The organism is Bacillus massilinigeriensis, from assembly GCF_900117315.1.
In the GTDB taxonomy this organism is placed as follows: Bacteria; Bacillota; Bacilli; order Bacillales; family Cytobacillaceae; genus Bacillus_BE; species Bacillus_BE massilionigeriensis.
The window spans coordinates 766,987-782,667 of record NZ_LT630337.1; the positions used below are offsets into that span (position 1 = coordinate 766,987).

Annotated in this window: 16 protein-coding genes; 15 read left to right on the top strand and 1 reads right to left on the bottom strand. The window is 37.4% G+C overall.

All coding sequences use genetic code 11. The features are described from left to right. The first annotated feature begins 25 nt into the window (after nt 1-25). The 10 genes from BQ6100_RS03890 to BQ6100_RS03940 all read left to right on the top strand — a co-directional run bounded on the left by BQ6100_RS03890 (nt 26) and on the right by BQ6100_RS03940 (nt 10,650). Nucleotides 26-337, top strand: coding sequence for a bifunctional adenosylcobinamide kinase/adenosylcobinamide-phosphate guanylyltransferase (locus BQ6100_RS03890; protein ID WP_235816478.1), 312 nt, complete (start codon nt 26-28; stop codon nt 335-337). A 12-nt stretch (nt 338-349) separates the two neighbouring features. Then, entirely contained in the window at nt 350-937 is a 588-nt protein-coding gene (locus BQ6100_RS03895) for a cob(I)yrinic acid a,c-diamide adenosyltransferase (protein WP_075980469.1), read from the top strand. Continuing rightward, complete coding sequence (locus tag BQ6100_RS03900; RefSeq protein ID WP_075980470.1) at nt 934-1,431, top strand: ECF transporter S component; 498 nt, start codon at nt 934-936, stop codon at nt 1,429-1,431. Before BQ6100_RS03895 ends, BQ6100_RS03900 begins: the two co-directional genes overlap by 4 nt. After that, on the top strand, nt 1,428-2,138 hold the full coding sequence (locus BQ6100_RS03905; protein ID WP_075980471.1) for an AIR synthase related protein: 711 nt from the start codon (nt 1,428-1,430) through the stop codon (nt 2,136-2,138). The genes BQ6100_RS03900 and BQ6100_RS03905 overlap by 4 nt, the downstream gene beginning before the upstream one ends. Nucleotides 2,139-2,439: 301 nt before the next feature. Beyond that, nucleotides 2,440-3,516, top strand: coding sequence for a D-alanine--D-alanine ligase (locus tag BQ6100_RS03915; protein WP_075983424.1), 1,077 nt, complete (start codon nt 2,440-2,442; stop codon nt 3,514-3,516). Nucleotides 3,517-3,617: 101 nt separating this feature from the next. Then, complete coding sequence (locus tag BQ6100_RS03920) at nt 3,618-5,003, top strand: UDP-N-acetylmuramoyl-tripeptide--D-alanyl-D-alanine ligase (RefSeq protein ID WP_075980473.1); 1,386 nt, start codon at nt 3,618-3,620, stop codon at nt 5,001-5,003. 165 nt (nt 5,004-5,168) lie between these two features. Further along, nucleotides 5,169-6,524, top strand: a complete 1,356-nt coding sequence (locus BQ6100_RS03925) for a globin-coupled sensor protein (protein ID WP_075980474.1) — start codon at nt 5,169-5,171, stop codon at nt 6,522-6,524. Between the two features lie 308 nt (nt 6,525-6,832). Next, entirely contained in the window at nt 6,833-8,248 is a 1,416-nt protein-coding gene (locus tag BQ6100_RS03930; RefSeq protein WP_390622431.1) for a DEAD/DEAH box helicase, read from the top strand. A 463-nt stretch (nt 8,249-8,711) separates the two neighbouring features. Continuing rightward, nucleotides 8,712-9,188: a PH domain-containing protein gene (locus BQ6100_RS03935; protein ID WP_075980476.1), complete on the top strand. Its 477-nt coding sequence runs from the start codon at nt 8,712-8,714 to the stop codon at nt 9,186-9,188. Then, entirely contained in the window at nt 9,181-10,650 is a 1,470-nt protein-coding gene (locus BQ6100_RS03940) for a PH domain-containing protein (RefSeq protein ID WP_075980477.1), read from the top strand. Before BQ6100_RS03935 ends, BQ6100_RS03940 begins: the two co-directional genes overlap by 8 nt. 10 nt (nt 10,651-10,660) lie before the next feature. Here the strand turns inward: BQ6100_RS03940 and BQ6100_RS03945 are convergent, their stop codons facing one another. Beyond that, nucleotides 10,661-11,380, bottom strand: a complete 720-nt coding sequence (locus BQ6100_RS03945) for a rhomboid family intramembrane serine protease (RefSeq protein WP_075980478.1) — start codon at nt 11,378-11,380, stop codon at nt 10,661-10,663. A 119-nt stretch (nt 11,381-11,499) separates the two neighbouring features. Between BQ6100_RS03945 and acpS the strand changes: the two genes are divergently transcribed. From acpS to ndoA, 5 genes are all read left to right on the top strand, one after another. Beyond that, nucleotides 11,500-11,853, top strand: coding sequence for a holo-ACP synthase (gene acpS, locus BQ6100_RS03950; protein ID WP_075980479.1), 354 nt, complete (start codon nt 11,500-11,502; stop codon nt 11,851-11,853). Nucleotides 11,854-12,062: 209 nt separating this feature from the next. Further along, on the top strand, nt 12,063-13,073 hold the full coding sequence (locus tag BQ6100_RS03955) for a LolA family protein (protein ID WP_075980480.1): 1,011 nt from the start codon (nt 12,063-12,065) through the stop codon (nt 13,071-13,073). A 161-nt stretch (nt 13,074-13,234) separates the two neighbouring features. After that, nucleotides 13,235-14,398 carry an alanine racemase gene (alr, locus tag BQ6100_RS03960; protein WP_075980481.1) on the top strand — a complete coding sequence of 388 codons (1,164 nt, stop codon included), beginning with the start codon at nt 13,235-13,237 and terminating at the stop codon, nt 14,396-14,398. 301 nt (nt 14,399-14,699) lie between these two features. After that, nucleotides 14,700-14,981, top strand: a complete 282-nt coding sequence (locus BQ6100_RS03965) for a CopG family ribbon-helix-helix protein (protein ID WP_075983425.1) — start codon at nt 14,700-14,702, stop codon at nt 14,979-14,981. 4 nt (nt 14,982-14,985) lie between these two features. Then, nucleotides 14,986-15,336, top strand: coding sequence for a type II toxin-antitoxin system endoribonuclease NdoA (gene ndoA / locus BQ6100_RS03970; RefSeq protein WP_075980482.1), 351 nt, complete (start codon nt 14,986-14,988; stop codon nt 15,334-15,336). Nucleotides 15,337-15,681: the final 345 nt, after the last annotated feature.

Sequence of the window (15,681 nt, forward strand, 5' to 3'; positions counted from 1 at the left end):
AGGTGATTGTCTAATAGAAAATCTTATGTTCATTCGCGAGAATGTTCTAGTTTATGAGGGGATAGAGGAATGGATCAAAAACCTAACTGAGCAATACAATGTTCAAGAATGTCGTGAAAAATGGTTGGATTTTTTAAAGGATTGTCAGATTTGGGAAGAGAGCTCACCGAATAGAAAGGTAGTTTGTATTGGGGTAGATATCACAAAAGGGGTTGTCCCAATGGAAAAGAGTGACCGTCAATGGCGCGATATAACGGGCTGGTGTTATCAGGATTTGGTGAGAGTAGCGGATCGTGTAGATTTAATATGGTATGGAATTAACCAGAGGATCAAATAAGGGGGTTAATAAATGAAGATTTACACACGGAAAGGTGATAAAGGAAGAACGAGTATTATTGGGGGCCGAGTGGATAAGGATGACACTCGAGTTGAAGCCTATGGGACGGTTGATGAAGCAAACTGTTTCGTTGGTCAGGCCATGACTGAAATGGACCCAGAGCTTTTTAGAGATGTGTTAGCGGATCTTGAAAAAATCCAGCATGAGCTTTTTGATTGCGGAGGGGATCTAGCCAATGGCACGGATAATAGAGAACCAAAGCTAAAGATTGAATCAGTCGAATATTTGGAAAGAAAAATTGATCAATTAACTGAAGAGGCCCCAAAGCTGGAAAGATTTATCCTACCTGGGGGAACGAAGCCTGCTGCCTCCATCCATATTGCTAGAACAGTTACTAGAAGGGCAGAGAGATTAGTAGTTAAGCTATTGAAGGCAGATACGGAGACACCTGAAGTTGCCCTGCAATATTTAAATCGTCTCTCCGATTATTTCTTTGCACTAGCAAGAGTGATCAATTTTCGAATGAACATAAAAGATGTGGAGTATGTTCGGAGTGCCATTGTGTTTAAGGAAGAGAAAAGAAAGGAAGAAAAGGAATGAAGGGGAAGCACATTAGTTGGTTAGCTATGTTTATAGCGTTATCTGTTGTTGGAGCTATGATCAAAATTCCAGCTGTCATAACAAGTGTTGCATTTGATTCTTTTCCTGCCTTGCTAGCTTCGGCCCTATTAGGTAGTCCATATGGGGCTGTTGTTGCTGGGGCAGGGCATCTTTTGTCTGCATTATTTGGAGGTATGCCGCTTGGCCCACTTCATGCGCTTATTGCAGTTGAAATGGCTATACTTGCTTGGATTTTTGCTCTATTTTACCAACGTGGAAAAAAATATATTGCTAGTATTTTATTTTTACTAGGGAATACCTTTGTTGCTCCTCTTCCTTTTATCTTTTTGTTGGGAACCGCCTTCTATGTTGGTATGATTCCATCCCTTTTGTTGGGGTCACTTGTTAATACGATTGTGGCATTGATTTTGATTCCTAGATTGCAAACCATTTTTACAGGGGCTTTTGGTAAAAAGGCTGAAGCGAAATCATGAGGAATGCAACCATTCTTCCTTTTAATGATCATGAATCTATTGTAATCACATGCGATAATAGTGGATCGATAGGAATGAAGTCAGAGGATTCTGTTCAGGTGCCTTATGAGGTAGTAGGGTATTTTTCTTTTCGAGTAGCTATTATGGAATGTTTGGCATCGGGAGCAACTCCATTTTCTGTTGTGATTCAAAATTTTTGTGGAGATAAGCCATGGTCAGCGCTTATCCAAGGAATTAGACAAGGGATGGAGGAAGTAGGAGTTCATCTTTCCATAACAGGAAGCACAGAAAGTAATTTTCAGCTTCTTCAGTCAGCGGTCAGCGTACTTGTTTTAGGAAAAAAGAAAAATAGACCTGATAAAGCGGAAGTTAAAACTAAGGAACTTAAGTCAGCGGTCATCGGTTATCCACTTGTTGGAAGTGAGGTTATTCAAAATAAACATGAGGTTGCACCACTTTCTTTATTTAAGGAAATAGGTGAAATGGAAGAGGTTTTGGCTTGGCCAGTTGGCTCAAAAGGAATCCTTCATGAGTGGAAAGAAATGCAACCTGACAAGTGTTTTAAAAAGGGAGACCTAACCTGCACCGTCGATATTTACAAGTCTTCAGGTCCATCTACCTGTTTTTTAGTTAGATATCCGGAATATAAGGAAAAAGAAATTAAAGAGAAGGCTGGTTACCTTTTCCACCCACTTTTTCACAAATGAAAAAGCTCTCCTATTGCAGGGGGGTTTTTTGTTTGTTAATCTCTAAATATTGAATAAGAGGGACTTTTTTTTGGCAACAATGATTTTTTTGTTCGTACAGGGTTTCTTGATGATTGATAAGGGAATAAAAGTCTATAGAGTCACCAATAATGTATGCATTTTTGGTTTCAAACCAAGCCTGCAATATCATACATATAATAGATATGAAAATATCCTCATAAACAGTGTTAGGAACTCCCTTTATTCATTTAGAAAGTGGTAAAATAATATGGTGTGACTGAGAAATGGAGGAACAATGAAAATGAAAACAAAATTAGGTTTATTATATGGTGGAAAATCAGCTGAACATAAAGTATCTATGCAAACGGCACGTGCTGTTATAAACGCATTAGATCTTGATAAGTTTGAAATCCATCCCATTTATATAACAAAGGATGGCAGGTGGGTGAAGGGTAATGAGATTACTGGACCTGTTGAGCATGTTCGTGAACTTGAATTTACTAACGGTGAAGACTTCCCTCCAACAGCATTAGCGCCGACTTTGTTTGAGGCACAAGATGATAAGGGGACATTTGATGTAATCTTTCCATTACTTCATGGACCTAATGGTGAGGATGGAACGGTACAGGGCTTGTTAGAGCTCTTAAATCTCCCATATGTAGGAAATGGTGTCCTAGCATCAAGCGCAGGGATGGATAAGGTAGTAATGAAGAATATTTTTGCACAAGCAGGTCTCCCTCAAGTGAATTATATCTCTTTTATTAGGGTCGATTGGGAAAATGCTAAGACAGAGGCATATACTAAAGTGGAGGAGTCTCTAGGCTATCCATGCTTTGTAAAGCCAGCTAATCTTGGATCTAGCGTGGGAATTAGTAAGTGTAACAACAGAGAAGACTTAGAAAAGGCGTTTGTAGAAGCCTTTCAATTCGATCGTAAAGTAATCATTGAACAAGGTGTAACAGCAAGAGAAATTGAGATTGCTGTTTTAGGAAATGATAAACCTGAGTGTTCTGTACCGGGAGAAATTGTTCCGAAAAAGGACTTTTATGATTATATAGCTAAATATGAGGATGGAAATACAGCCCTTATCATACCTGCAGAAATAGATGAAGAGGAATATAAGGCCTTGAAGGATATGGCAATCACAGCGTTTAAAGCCTTGGATTGCTCTGGACTAGTGAGAGCAGACTTTTTCTTAACGCATGATGGTCAATTTTACATTAATGAAGTGAATACAATGCCTGGTTTCACACCATTTAGTATGTTTCCGCTGCTATGGAAACATACCGGACTGGATTATCCAAAATTAATAGAACGTTTAGTAAGCTTGGCTATTGAAAGACATAATGAGAAGCAAAAAATCAAATATACAATCTAATCATGTTTATTTAATATACATCTAAGGGGTGGGTAATAGAGTTACAGCCTTGAGTTACCCACCTTTAACTGATTTCAACATGATTTTTTGTAGGAGGAAATATGATTAATCGAACATTAAAGCAAATTGCGTCGATGTTAAAGGTTGAAGATGATCTTGGACATTTCTCTGATCTGCTCGTTCAAGGGGTATGCATAGATTCGAGAAAAATTCAAAAAGGAAATTTGTTTATTCCTTTGAAGGGGGAACATATGGATGGGCATCGTTTTGTTGAAGCATCCATCCAACAAGGTGCGGCAGCTGCATTGTGGCAAAGGGATGTTCCTAACCCTCCTGTTAATCTACCGATTATTCTTGTTGATCATACTGAAATGGCCCTCCAGGAACTTGCAAGACGCTACCGTGATGAATTAAAGGTAAAAGTGGTAGGGATTACGGGTAGTAATGGAAAAACAACAACAAAGGATATGACGGCAAGCCTGTTAAGTCTAAAATATAAAGTCCAAAAAACAGAAGGTAATTACAATAATCATATCGGGTTACCATTAACAATATTATCTTTAGATGAAGATACGGAAATTGCCGTTCTAGAAATGGGCATGAGCGCTAAAGGAGAAATTGAGTTTTTATCAAAGCTGTCACGGCCTAACCTAGTCATCATCACAAATATTGGTGAATCGCATCTTCTCGATTTAGGGTCTAGAGAAGGAATTGCCGATGCAAAAACAGAGATTATTGCTGGTCTTCAAGATCAAGGGTTGATTATATATAATGGCGATGAGCCACTTCTGAATGACAGATTACAAAAATATGCACAAAAATGGAGCCTACATACATTTGGCCAAAATAATCATAACACCATCTATCCTACACAAATTAAACAAAATAATGATGGAAGCATATTTTCAATTAATCAGCATAATGGCACATTCCTATTACCTGTTTTAGGAAATCACAACATTCTTAATGCATTAGCAGCTATGTTAACGGCCCATTTCTTGCAGATTCCTTATGATGAGATGAATGAAGGATTAAAGGGTTTGAAGTTGACCAATATGAGGATGGAGATCGTGGAAGGGGAAAAGGGAGAAAGAATTATTAATGACGCCTACAATGCGAGTCCTACTTCTATGCGAGCGGCTATGGAGCTAGTTGCAAACCTAAATGGTTTTCCAAATAAAATCCTGGTTCTTGGAGATATGCTTGAGCTTGGACTTAATGAGGAACAGTTTCACTTAGAGATCGGTCAGTCCCTGAATTCAGAGAAAATCAACTATGTTTTTACATATGGCAAATTAGGTCAATTTATTGCAGAGGGAGCAAAAACAACCTTACCTCAAGACAAGGTATTTCATTTTACAGATAAAAAGGAACTTACAGAGAAGGTAAAAGAATATTCAAATAATGAAACACTGATTTTAGTGAAAGCTTCTCGTGGAATGAGATTAGAAGAGGTTGTCCATTCCTTAATGAAGAAGGATAAATAAGAAATTCAAATGAGGTTATGAAAGGAAAGAGTTTTTAACCAAACTTTTTCCTTTTTTTGTTGAAATTTAAAAAATAATTCACAATTTTCATAACCAATAATTTCCTCGACATTATATGATTGATTTACTAGGTATTTTGTACTGTATCTAAAGGGGGGGACCTTCATGAGGAGATTGGCATTTAAATCATTTTCAAGAAGCAATCAAAAATCAGTTCAATTGAAGGAAATGGACTTGGATAATCAAAAGATAAGTACTTCCGAAAGGGAACCACTTCATTCCTTTAATCAATTGTTAATTGGAGAAAATGGGATCCAATTAACTTTTGTAGGCTTAACAGAAGAGGATATTATTAAGCTAGGTAAACTAAAAGCAGTCATGGAAAAGAATGCTCATATGATTGTGGATTCCTTTTATAAGAAGCTTCAAACAATGGATAACCTAATTGCAATCATTGAAAGACATTCGACAATTGAACGTCTTAAACAGACATTGACCCAATATCTTCTTGATATGGTTTCAGGTGATATCGGCGAGGAATACATAGCCCGTAGAAAGGCTGTTGGCCAGGTACATAATAGGATTGGATTGTTCCCAGAATGGTACATCGGTGCCTATGTTTTAATCCAAAATGAGTTTCTTCGAATATTAACAATGGAACTAGATTCCTGGGAAGAGGTTATGGATTACTATCAGTCCTTTATGAAATTGTGCTCGTTTGATATGCAAATAGGTATTTCTACTTATATTGAGTTTTATACCTCTTCCATGATGAAACTAAATGAAGTCGAAGAGCTACAATCTCGATTAAATGATTCCGCGATTACTTTAGCTGCTAATGCTGAGGAAGCAACCTCCTCTATAGCAGATAAGGAAGATCTTGTTGGTGAGATGCTGAGTGAAATCCAAATGATTACCCAATCTACTAAAGAAATGATTTCAAAAGTAGAAAATGGGAAGAATCAGGTTTCTGATGCATTAGGGAAGGTGGATGAGGTTGTCAATTTAATCGAATCAACAAAGACTTTAACGATTCAATTGACCGAGAGCTCAGCCAAAATTGGTCAGGTGGTTAAAGCCATCAGAGGTATTTCTAATCAGACGAATATATTATCACTTAACGCTGCCATTGAGGCTGCCCGTGCAGGAGAGCATGGAAAAGGATTTTCAATCGTTGCTCAAGAGGTAAGGAACCTTGCGCAAAAGACGGAAGAGGCATTAGACCATATTCAGGGTCAAATTGTGTATGTACAAGATACCATCAACCAATTTGAACAAAGCTTTAAGCAAATCGTTGAACAGACAAGCCTGTTCAGGGAATCAAATAAAAATGTTATTCAAATTCTTGAAAACTCTGTTGATAGTGTCAAATCAAGCGATGTTCGGATTAATAATTTTAGCGGTAATATTAAAAAGTTTAAGCAGACGTTTGAAGAAATCTCGGTTGCTTCTAATCAAATTGCCAATATGGCAGAACAGTTGAGTAGTCTAAATCAGGAATTATCGCAAAAATTTAGTTAATGTAACACATAAACCTTCCTTTATTCATCACTTTTCACGAAGTTCACTTTATTGCATTCAATCAATATAGATGTTAAGATTAATTTCAAAGTGTCAAGGAGAAATTTACTATTTCGGGCATACTCCTATAAGGGGAATGTCTTTTTTCACTTTAATCCTTGAGAGAGCATTCATTAGGAGATATTGATTTATACACGAGTAATTTATTAATATTAAAAATGGTTTAAGGAAACAAAAGGAGAATGAAAAAATTGAAAAAGTTTCAAGATTTGGGAATTAGCCCAGCTACGTTGAAGTCATTAAAAAGAATGGGTTTTGAAGAGGCCACCCCAGTTCAGGCAGAGACCATTCCATTAAGCTTAGAAAACAAAGACTTAATTGGGCAGGCACAAACAGGAACGGGGAAAACAGCTGCATTTGGTATCCCTTTGGTTGATAAAATCGATAAGGAAAGTGATATCATCCAAGGTATCATCATTGCTCCTACAAGGGAATTAGCGATCCAAGTATCAGAGGAATTATATAAAATCGGTTATGGAAAAAGAACCCGTGTGTTAGCTATTTACGGTGGGCAGGATATCAACCGCCAAATTCGTGCATTGAAGAACCGCCCACATATCATCGTTGGTACACCAGGACGTCTTTTGGATCACATTAACCGTAAAACCATTCGTTTAGAGAACGTACATACGGTGGTTCTAGATGAAGCGGATGAAATGCTAAATATGGGCTTTATTGAGGATATAGAGGCCATTCTCGCTCAAACCCCTTCAGAACGCCAAACCTTGCTATTCTCTGCGACCATGCCAGCTCCAATTCAAAGAATGGCAGAAAAATTCATGAAGAATCCACAAATTGTGCGAGTTAAAGCAAAGGAAATGACTGTTCCACAAATAGAGCAATATTATTTAGAGGTTCAGGAAAAAAGTAAATTTGATATCCTTACGAGACTGCTTGATATTCAATCTCCTGAGCTTGCCATTGTCTTCGGAAGAACGAAGAGAAGAGTGGACGAATTATCCGAGGCCTTAAATTTACGAGGTTATATGGCAGAAGGAATCCATGGTGATTTAAGCCAAGCCAAACGTCTCTCAGTATTAAGAAAATTTAAAGAGGGTTCCATTGATGTACTTGTTGCTACCGATGTTGCAGCTAGAGGTCTAGATATTTCTGGAGTTACTCATGTATACAATTTCGACATCCCTCAGGACCCAGAAAGCTATGTACACCGAATTGGACGTACAGGCCGTGCTGGTAAAGCAGGGGTTGCTATGACATTCATTTCTCCACGTGAAAAGTCATACCTGCATGTTGTGGAAAAAACAACAAAAAGAAAAATGGAACGCATGAAGCCCCCTACTTTGGATGAGGCATTAGAAGGTCAGCAAAAGGCTGTCATGGAGAAAATTCTTCAAACAATTGAAGCAAATAATTTACAATATTATAAAAACGCGGCAGAAGAGCTATTAGAACAACAGGATCCAACTACTGTCGTTGCTGCAGTCCTGAAGATGATGACAAAAGAGCCTGATACCACACCAGTGAAATTAACGGAAGAGAAGCCTCTTCCTGTTAAGAGAGATCGAAATGGACAGGATCGCAGAAGAAATTATGATTCCTCCAATAACCGAAAAAAGGGATCAATGAAGTCACGTCAAGGTCAAAGTGGAAAAAGATACGGAAACAGTAACTATAATAAGCAAAAAACAAATTCACATCATTAATAGATAAGTGGAAAAGAGGGCATGTTTGCTCTCTTTTTTGTGTTTTATTGAGGTTTTCATCTGTAGAAGTGGGTGTTGCGATGGCTAATTATTGTATTAAGTGCAAATTTTGTGCTCCACTTTGGTCTGAAGGGAAGCAGGAAGGTGGTTTATTATCTTTGAAAAAGCGGATATCCGCGGAAATTTTGATATATCCGCGGGTTCATGGAATATTTTTGCGATTATTACGATATATCCACGATTTTTTTAAAATATCCGCGATGGTGAATTTTGCCCCTTAGCAGCAAAAGAAAATAACATATAACAAAAAGCCACCCGCCACACATCAGAAGAGATAATTAAAGATCATCCACCGACTGAAAAGGGATATTCAATAAAAATGCTACGGAACTTTTCCTCAAATTACTTCGTAGTAAAGTTATAATATGAAATAAGAAAGTACTTTTATTAGGAGGAGCACCCCATGTTAGAACCACAAAAACGCATTTCTGAGCGAGCTTTATCCGTTTGGAGAATTTCAAGTGCTATTTTTTCCATTTTTCCTCTTCTAATGGTTGTGGGCGTTGTGATTTTGGCCGTCATATATGAATGGCCTCTTTGGTTGATTGCAGCTGCCTTTGTGTTGTTTATTTTATACATATATTTATTCGTATATCTTTTTCCAAAGATCAGGTGGAGGCGCATTCGATACGACGTAAGAGAGCAGGAAATTGAATTTCAAACGGGCATTTTTGTTGTGAAAAGAACATTAATTCCAATGGTCCGTGTGCAGCACGTAGATACGGTTCAAGGACCTATTTTAAGAAAATATAACCTGGCATCTGTGGCCGTTTCCACGGCAGCAACTACTCATTCCATCCCAGCATTAGATATGGAAGAAGCAGAGGAGCTCCGCTTGTTTATCTCCCGTTTAGCAAGGGTGGTTGATGAGGATGTCTAAACCGAAACGTCTTCACCCAATTTCAGCAATCATAAATTTATTAAAACAGCTTAAAGAATTAATTGTTCCGTTTATTGTATTTGTTGTCCTAGGTAGTAAAGGAACGAAGTGGGATTATTTTTATTTAGTCGCATCCGTTGTAACGGTTGTTTATGTCCTCATTGTGGGAATTATTTCGTGGCTTCGCTATACATATAGAATGGAAGATGGGGAGCTAAGAATTGAATATGGAGTTTTTGTGCGCAAAAAGAGGTATATTCCATTTGAAAAAATTCAAAGCCTTGACTGGTCAGAAGGGATTCTCCACCGACCATTAGGTTTAGTGAAGGTGAAAATTGAAACAGCGGGGGCAAATATTGCGAATGGTGCTGAGGCGGAATTAACGGCAATAACGAAGTCAGAGGCTAAAGCGATTGAAGATATGTTAATGTCGCTAAAAAAATCAGAGCTACCTGACAATCCATATGAAAATTCACAACAGGCTATTCCTGATGAGCTTGTTTATAAAATAACGATGAAGGAATTGCTCTTACTATCTATCACATCAGGTGGTGCTGGGGTCGTTCTCTCAGCCATCGTTGCGTTTGTTTTTCAGTTCGATGATCTTATTCCATATGAAAGGGTATTTAAAAGTCTTAAGGAATTAGTTGCAAATGGACTCATATTTATAACTATGCTTATTTTTATCGTATTTTTATTAGCGTGGATTATTTCATTAATCGGAACGATGTTAAAGTTTGCGAATTTTACTGTTAAAAAGGTCGGAAAAGATATTGTCATTCAAAGAGGATTACTAGAAAAGCGCCAGCTCACTATCCCTTTAAATCGCATACAGGCTATAAGAATTAGTGAGAACTTAATTAGACAGCCATTAGGTTATGGAACAGCATACCTTGAAAGTGCTGGTGGATCTGAAAAAGATATGGATAGTGCGAAGGTAATGGTTCTACCGATTATGAAAAAGAAAAAGATGGCAACGTGCCTCAAATCTTATTTTCCTGAGATAAATTTTGAACCAAACATACAACAAGTCCCAAAAAGGGCTCTAAGAAGATATGTTCTAAAGGGATGGATGCTCGTCGTCCCAATGGTTGTCGCAGCTATTATTTTCAGTAGACCTTGGGGTTATTTGTCACTCGTTCTATTCCTTATGACAGCCCTATGGCAATATATGGAGTTTCAAACTGCCGGCTGGGCGGTAAATGGTAATCAATTGACCTTAAGATACAGAACTATTTCGAAAAATACCGTTTTTATGAAAAAGAATAAAATCCAGTCTTTAAACATTAAGGAAAGTTATTTTCAAAGGAAAAAAGATCTTATCACCATCCAATCTGCCATTAAGTCAGGCTCAGGGGTATCTGGCGGCTCCGTGATTGATTTAGAGAGAGAGGATGGATTGAAGATCTACCAGTGGTATTCGAATCATTTCCATAATCGAATGACAAGTCCCCCTGAATAGGGGATTTGTTTTATCTAAAAACGAGACCGATAATGGCAAGTAGTATCATGATAATAAAGATTATATGTTTTAATGAAAATTGACCTCTAGGCCTTGGTGAGAATATCTTTGTTTTTCTGAGTTGAAAGGAGAAAGAAGGGGCTCCTTTGGTCCCTAATAATATCCTTCCAAGCACGAAACCGGAAAGAAGTCCAAAAATATGACCAGTGACATTAATATTATTTTGGAAAAATGTCATGACAAAACCAATAACAGTAATCGACAAAATAATTTGTGCATTTTCTTTCGAAAGGATATCCTTACGAAAAATGATAATTGCCATATAAATGCCAAATAGACCAAAAATTGCACCGCTCGAACCAACATGTGTAAATGTTAGAGGCTGGAATAAAAAGGTTGCAATATTGGCGAAAATTCCAGTAAAGAGATAGCACAAGGCAAATTTTGTTTTTCCAAGAATCCTCTCTAAGCCTGGACCGAATAATAGAAGGGAAAAACTATTGAAAAGCATATGAGAGAATCCGCTATGCATAAAAATGGGTGTGACTAAACGCCAGATGTCACCCTCTTTAATATAAAGATTCACTCCCATAAACTTTTCAAAAAGCCATAAATTTGGAAAAATGGGGGCAATGGAAAAAATAAATAGTAGAAGATGGATTGTGATTATTAAGGTAACCATTGGATAAAGACGAATGAATTCTTTAAAGTTTTCTGTTCGTGTAAACATATAACACCTCTTAAGCTCATCATATCCATAGTATTATTTTATTAAAAGAATGATGTTTTTTACCATGCTTGTCTTTAAAGTAGTATGCGAAAAAAGATTGAAATAGAAGGAAGATGCGTATGATTACCGGGATTGGAATAGATATCGTAGAAATTGAAAGGATTCAATTATTGTTAGATAGACAAAACAAGTTCATTGATCGAATATTAACCGATAAAGAGAAGAAAGAGTTTGAATTATTTTCTGGTAGGAGGAGGTTAGAGTTTTTTGCAGGAAGGTTTGCGGCGAAGGAGGCTTTTTCGAAAGCTTTTGGAACCGGCATTGGGGAAAGTCTTTCCTTTTTAGATATTGAAATCACAAAAGAAGCGAATGGTCGGGTATTTATTACAAAGCCTTTTAATGAAGGTGTTCATCTATCTATTTCCCATAGTGAGCAATATGCCATAGCCCAGGTAGTGATTGAAAAAATTTAATGCTTGTCATATTTGGATGAGCATATTCCTTGAGGTTGTCTCATATATTCTTAATGCATTAGGAGAGACAAGGCTAGGGCGGCGGGAACACAGATTCTAACCTTTTCCACAGAGTTAGGTAGATGATTAAAACCCATTCAAGTCTAATTCCTGTCTTTTTCTCTCCTTCATGAAAAGCATGAAATGAGACAAAAGGGGCTGAAGGAAGAATGAAAAAGTTTTTAATGCTTCTCGCCGGGATATTGGTTGTTGTCGCATTATCTGCTTGTGGTTCAAAGTCACAGGATGATGTTGTTAAAGAACTTGACGGCAAACTGGAAGACTTAAAAGGCTATAAAGCTAAGGCAACCATGACCTTGCAGATGGGAGCAGAGCCACAAACGTATAATGTAGAAATATGGCATAAGGATCCACATTACTATCGTGTAAACTTAAAGAATAGCAAAAAGGATCAAAGTCAGATGCTGCTTAAAAATGATGATGGGGTCTTCGTATTAACACCAGCCTTAAACAAGAGCTTCCGTTTTCAAAGTGATTGGCCCGAAAACAGCAGCCAAGCCTATCTATATGAATCCTTAGTAAATGACATAATTGAGGATAAAGAGGCAAAGTTTACTGCAACGAAAGAGCATTATGTATTTGAAACAAAGACTCGCTATCAAAATCATAAAATGCTTCCTTATCAAGAAATTAAACTAAGTAAAAAAGGCTATACTCCTGTAAGTGTAAAGGTTATGGATCCGGACAGAAATGTTCTTCTATCTGTAAAATTCTCCAATGTGAAATTCGGTGCTAATTTTGATAAAAAGGATTTTGATATTCAAAAGAACATGACTGCAGCTCAATTACAAGTTCCTGTTATGGCAGGCTTGAACGAGAAGGAATTTAGTGTGAAAATTCCAACTGCTGAGATACCTGGAGTCAGCCTAGTAGAGGAAAAGGAAATCGCATTAGAAAACGGAAATCGATTTATATTAACCTATGACGGTGATAAATCATTTACTTTAGTGGAAGAAAAGGCAGAGGTGGCCACCGCTCAAGCATATGTTACACCAGTCCAAGGTGAGCCTGTTGATTTAGGATTTACAATTGGGGCCCTATCAGAAAATAAAATTACTTGGTCACACGAAGGTGTAGAGTATACCCTTGCTTCTAAAAACCTAACGGATGAAGAAATGATTATGCTTGCACGTTCAGTACAAGGAACGGTTGAAAAATAATTCATAAGACTAAAAAAGGCTCAATGACACTTGGGCCTTTTTACTTTTTATAGTAAGAGATTGTTTCAATCCAGATGGTTACCATTTGACAAATTAGTAATAGGGGAGTTCAATAATTTATACATATAAAAAATGAACAGAAATAAGGAAGTGGATTAAGAGTGGAAGATCAGGCTCTTTTTTATAGAGATACATGGGCTGAAGTAGATCTTGATTCTGTTGCAGCAAATATAAATGGTTTGAAAACTCTTCTTGCTAAAGGAACTCAAATGATTGCAGTTGTAAAAGCGAATGCATATGGTCATGGAGATGCTCAGATAGCTGAAACAGCATTAGAATCAGGTGCATCCTATTTAGCCGTTGCCTTTTTGGATGAGGCAATCGCTCTTAGAAAAAAGGGAATAGCTGCTCCAATTTTAGTTTTAGGTGCAAGTAGAGCACAGGATATTTCAATTGCTGCTAAACACGAGATTACTCTAACCGTTTTTCAAGAAGAATGGCTTTTAGAAGCAAAGAAATATATGACAAACGATTTACAAGTTAAGGTTCATATTAAAATTGACTCTGGAATGGGAAGGATCGGTGTGAAAACACCAGATGAGCTTCAAAGTGTTGAACAAATGCTGAGAGAGGATGGACGCTTCCTAATCGAAGGGGTCTTTACCCACTTTGCTACGGCTGATGAATTAGACAATTCATATTATCAAAGGCAATTAACTCAATTTAATGAGATGGTTCACTCCATGAAAGAAAAGCCTGAGCTCATTCATGCAAGTAATAGTGCTGCTGCCCTCAGACATCCAGAGGCCCATTTCAATGCAGTAAGAATGGGAATTGCGATGTATGGACTTACTCCTTCTATCGAAATAGAACCAGAAATTCCTTTCCCACTTAAGGAGGCTTTCTCATTACATTCAAAGCTGATACATGTGAAAAGGTTGAGAAAAGGTGAAAAGGTTAGCTATGGTGCAACATATGAAGCAACAGAGGATGAATGGATCGGAACCATTCCAATAGGATATGCAGATGGGTGGATTCGAAGGCTTCAAGGTCAAGAAGTTCTAGTGGAAGGAATGAAAGTTCCAATTGTGGGTAGAATATGCATGGACCAATGTATGTTAAAACTTCCCTTTCATGTCCCGGTTGGTACGGTTGTCACTTTAATTGGAAAGCAAAAAGGGAATCAAATTTCTATAAATGATATTGCTGCTCGATTACAAACCATTAACTACGAAGTCCCATGTATAATATCAAATCGGGTCCCAAGGATTTATAGAAAATCTGGAAGAATGGTGGACATGAAAAATTCCATCTTGTCCTACTAATATTATTAGAAATACTTGCCTAAGTTTTGTAAAAAGGAAATCATATTTATTAAATATTTGCGTAAGAATGCATAAAAGGGTATTTTATTGGTTGATAATACAGAGGAATTGATGAATAGTTCTTTGCAATCGGCCTAATTGATGTTAATATTAAAGTTGGTAGAGAAATTACTGTGTTTTTTTTCTGGTTATACAGCCTTTAATGGCTTGATAAGTCCGGTGTTTATCTGGCTAATGGAAATCAAATAGACGGATAAAGGCGGGATTAAATGGTGTGTAGTGATGGTGGAGGTGTATGTTTGTGTCTGAGTCTAGCGCAACAACAGAGATTATGGTGAAGTTACCGCAACATCTTTTAACCGAATTAGATGGTTTCGTAAAACAGGAAAATGTTAACAGAAGTGAATTCATTTATCAGGCAACAAAAATGTATTTGCGCGACCGGAAAAAGAGACAAATTCGCGAATCTATGAGACGTGGTTACATGGAAATGGCGAAAATCAATTTAACGATTGCTTCTGAAGCATTTCAAGCAGAATTTGAGGCAGAAAACACAGTTGAACGTCTAGTAAGCGGGGGATAATCCTTTGATTGTCAAACGTGGAGACGTTTATTTCGCTGACCTATCCCCAGTTGTTGGTTCTGAACAAGGCGGGGTCCGTCCGGTACTTGTCATTCAAAACGATATCGGGAATCGGTTTAGTCCCACTGTAATAGTCGCAGCAATAACCGCACAAATACAGAAAGCAAAGCTGCCTACTCACGTTGAAATTGATGCGAAGCGATACGGTTTTGAACGAGATTCGGTCATTCTGTTAGAACAAATTCGTACAATTGATAAACAACGCTTAACCGATAAGATAACTCATCTCGATGACGAAATGATGGAAAAAGTGGATGATGCCTTACAGATTAGCTTGGGTCTCATCGAATTTTGATTATATGTACGCTCTTTAAAAAGAGCGTTTTTTTATACATTAGATGAGAAAAATTCGGAAATTCTTCCAAATTAATCACATTCTGCCGATTCAAATCTAATGTATGCTCTTGAATTTTGCCTTGTTTTCTGTGTCTCTTTGCTCGCCAGGTTGGCGAGTTTTTTTTATTGGACTAAAGGTTTGAGTTGTGAATATGGGTGTATCACCCGGGGAGAATTGTCATTCATATAATCCCTCTCTTGTGCACCTTCCGATTGAATTTGCTACAATAAAAGTAAGATTCATGAAAAAATAATTCTGGAGGATTGACCATTGGAACAAGTAGTTGAAAACAAAGAACCATTA